The organism is Neobacillus niacini, from assembly GCF_036961885.1.
Classification (GTDB): Bacteria; Bacillota; Bacilli; order Bacillales; family Cytobacillaceae; genus Neobacillus; species Neobacillus niacini_H.
In genome coordinates, this window is sequence record NZ_JBALNQ010000024.1 from 1 (window position 1) to 2,663 (window position 2,663).

General features: G+C 38.4%; 3 protein-coding genes and 1 pseudogene. All 4 read right to left on the reverse strand.

What is annotated here, in order from left to right; genetic code table 11:
- On the reverse strand, nt 1-896 hold an 896-nt coding region (locus V7124_RS11640; RefSeq protein WP_335489154.1), incomplete at its 3' end, for an RluA family pseudouridine synthase.
- 24 nt (nt 897-920) lie between these two features.
- Nucleotides 921-1,721 carry an NAD kinase gene (locus tag V7124_RS11645; protein ID WP_335410617.1) on the reverse strand — a complete coding sequence of 267 codons (801 nt, stop codon included), beginning with the start codon at nt 1,719-1,721 and terminating at the stop codon, nt 921-923.
- A gap of 41 nt (nt 1,722-1,762) precedes the next feature.
- A complete protein-coding gene (locus V7124_RS11650; RefSeq protein ID WP_335410619.1) occupies nt 1,763-2,401 on the reverse strand; it encodes a GTP pyrophosphokinase in 639 nt (212 codons plus the stop codon).
- A gap of 30 nt (nt 2,402-2,431) precedes the next feature.
- Nucleotides 2,432-2,663 (reverse strand): annotated as a pseudogene (locus tag V7124_RS11655) (hypothetical protein); the annotation flags it as partial.

Below are 2,663 nucleotides of genomic sequence, written 5' to 3' on the forward strand. Positions count from 1 at the left end.
CAGCCTTTATTAAGTAATTCATTCAGATCGTTTGGAAGAGAAGCTGTAAAAGTCATTTCTAAATTAGTAATAGGGTGATGGAATTGAATCTTCTTACAATGGAGAGCCTGACGGACAATGTGCAATAGACTGCCGCCATAAAGGTCATCCCCTAATAATGGGTGACCAATGAAAGACATGTGAACCCTTATTTGGTGAGTTCTTCCCGTCTTTAACTGTAATTCTACATGGGTAAACTCTTTATATCTTTTCAGTACTTTGTAATTAGTACATGCATATTGTCCATCACTACGTACTTCTCTTTCTATAATGCTGTCACTCTTTCTTCCAATCGGTTCTTCAATCGTGCCTTTGTCAAGCCAGAGATTGCCTTCTGCAAATGCTTCATACATTCTTTTAACATTGCCTTTTTGTTGCTGTTTGCTAAATAAATGATGTATATGCCGATGTTTGGCAATCAATACAATACCAGACGTATCCCGATCCAATCGAGTGACAATGTGTGCAGTTGACTCAATACCAATTTCTTCATAGTAACCAACCAAGGCATTCGCCAGGCTGCCTGTTGGATGTTCCCTTGAAGGGATGGTAGTCATGCCTGCTGGTTTGTTAACTACTAAAAGATATTGGTCTTCAAAAAGGATTTCTAATGGAATTCTTTCTCCTACTATCCCTTCACTTGGTTTTTCAAGTGGAAAAATAACCGTGACGGTTTCCCCTACCTTTAATACATACCGAACATTCACTTCCATGCCATTTACCAGTATTTTTCCGCCCCTAAATTTTATATCCGTTAGGGCAATCCGAGATATTTCCTCTTCTCTTAGGAAGTTCTTGATTGTTTGACCAGCTTGAAAAGGATTAACTTCCCACTGAAGTTGAAATCGTAAATTCATGTTGTTTTACCTCCAGCTGTTGGGTTAGTCCGAATCTGATATGAAGGAATCATGGACCCTCTTCCAGAAAGGAAATGGGCGAAAACGAGCAAAGCGAATTTTTTCGTCTGGTACCCTAAATTGTATTGATTTAACGTCCTTATGAAGCAAAGTAAGGTGATCCACAGTCACTTGGAAATCAACGCGATTTACCGGTTTCAACATACAAGTATGATGGGATGGCAGGATTAGCGGTGATCCTACTGTCCTAAACACGCGGTTATTAATTGAAGCCATTTCAGCAACTTGCAAGGCAGGTATAGAAGGATGGATAATGGCTCCTCCTAGAGCTTTATTATAGGCTGTACTGCCAGAAGGAGTAGATACACATAAGCCATCGCCACGAAATCGTTCAAAGTGTTGTCCACGTATCTCTACATCCATAACCAATGTCCCTTCAACACTCTTAACAGTAGATTCATTCAGTGCAAGGTATCGCGATTCCTTACCAGCATGCTGATAACGAATGATTACCTCAATTAACGGATATTCAACCACTTGGTAAGGTGTTTTGGCGATTGCAATGACTAATTTCTCAATCTCATCTGGCGTCCAATCAGCATAAAAGCCTAGATGCCCAGTATGAATTCCAACGAAAGCAGTCTTATCTAAGCGGCTGCTATATCGATGAAAAGCATATAGCAGTGTCCCATCACCACCGATTGAAACGACAATATCAGGTTGGTCCTCATCATAAATAAGTTCAAAGTCGAGTAAATAAGTCCGCATCTTATGCATTAAGATATTCGATTTCTGGTCGCCTTTGGATGTAATCGCAAATTTCATATTTTTTTACTCCTTGTACTGAAATACGTTCACAGCTTCTATCAGCTTTTCTCCTCTTGCTTGAACTCTTTATTTCTTGTAAAAAATGCTTGCGCCTCTTGAATTTCACCGCGAATCAATGACATTTCCTCATCTAACCGAAATGCTGCTTCCGCTGCTCGTTGTAACCTCATTTGGATATCAGTGGGGAAAATCCCTTTATATTTATAGTTTAAACTGTGCTCAATTGTCGCCCAAAAATTCATGGCCAATGTTCTAATTTGTATTTCAGCAAGGATCTTTTTTTCTCCATGTATCGTTTGAACAGGATACTGGATTACAACATGGTAGGAGCGATATCCACTTGTTTTTTTATGTGAAATATAATCTCTTTCCTCAACAATTTCAAGATCATTCCGGTTTCTTAATAATCTTACTACATGATGAATGTCGTCAACGAATTGGCACATGATTCGCATACCAGCTATATCCTGCAGTTCCTCTTCCAATTTATCTAGCGGAATACCTTTTTGATTTGCTTTATCAAGGATACTTGCAATCGGCTTTACTCTACCAGTCACAAATTCAATCGGCGAATGGCTAGAATCAAGCTCAAATTGACCTCTCATCCCCTTTAATTTTATTTTCAGCTCAGACACAGCTTGTTTATATGGAGCTAAAAATTGGTCCCAGTGCTTCATCCTTCCACCTCAATGAAATCTATAATATGTTTAAAAAATCCCTTCTACTTTTGCGACCATTTCATCGCCATAATTACTATTTCCTTTTATGTTGTTTAAAAGGTCAATTAATTCCTCATAGAAATTAGATAACTCCAATTCTTCATCACGAAATTGAATCCAAACTGGTGTTTGTTCTACCAATAACCTCTTTAATAATGGCCAAATTGGTTCCGGAATATCGATATATGTATAACCCTCTAGATTCTCCATTAAATAAACA

Coding starts and splice junctions, on each gene's coding strand:
- V7124_RS11650 (WP_335410619.1), bottom strand. CDS start 2,401: ATGAAGCACTGGGACCAATTTTTAGCTCCATATAAACAAGCTGTGTCT.
- V7124_RS11645 (WP_335410617.1), bottom strand. CDS start 1,721: ATGAAATTTGCGATTACATCCAAAGGCGACCAGAAATCGAATATCTTA.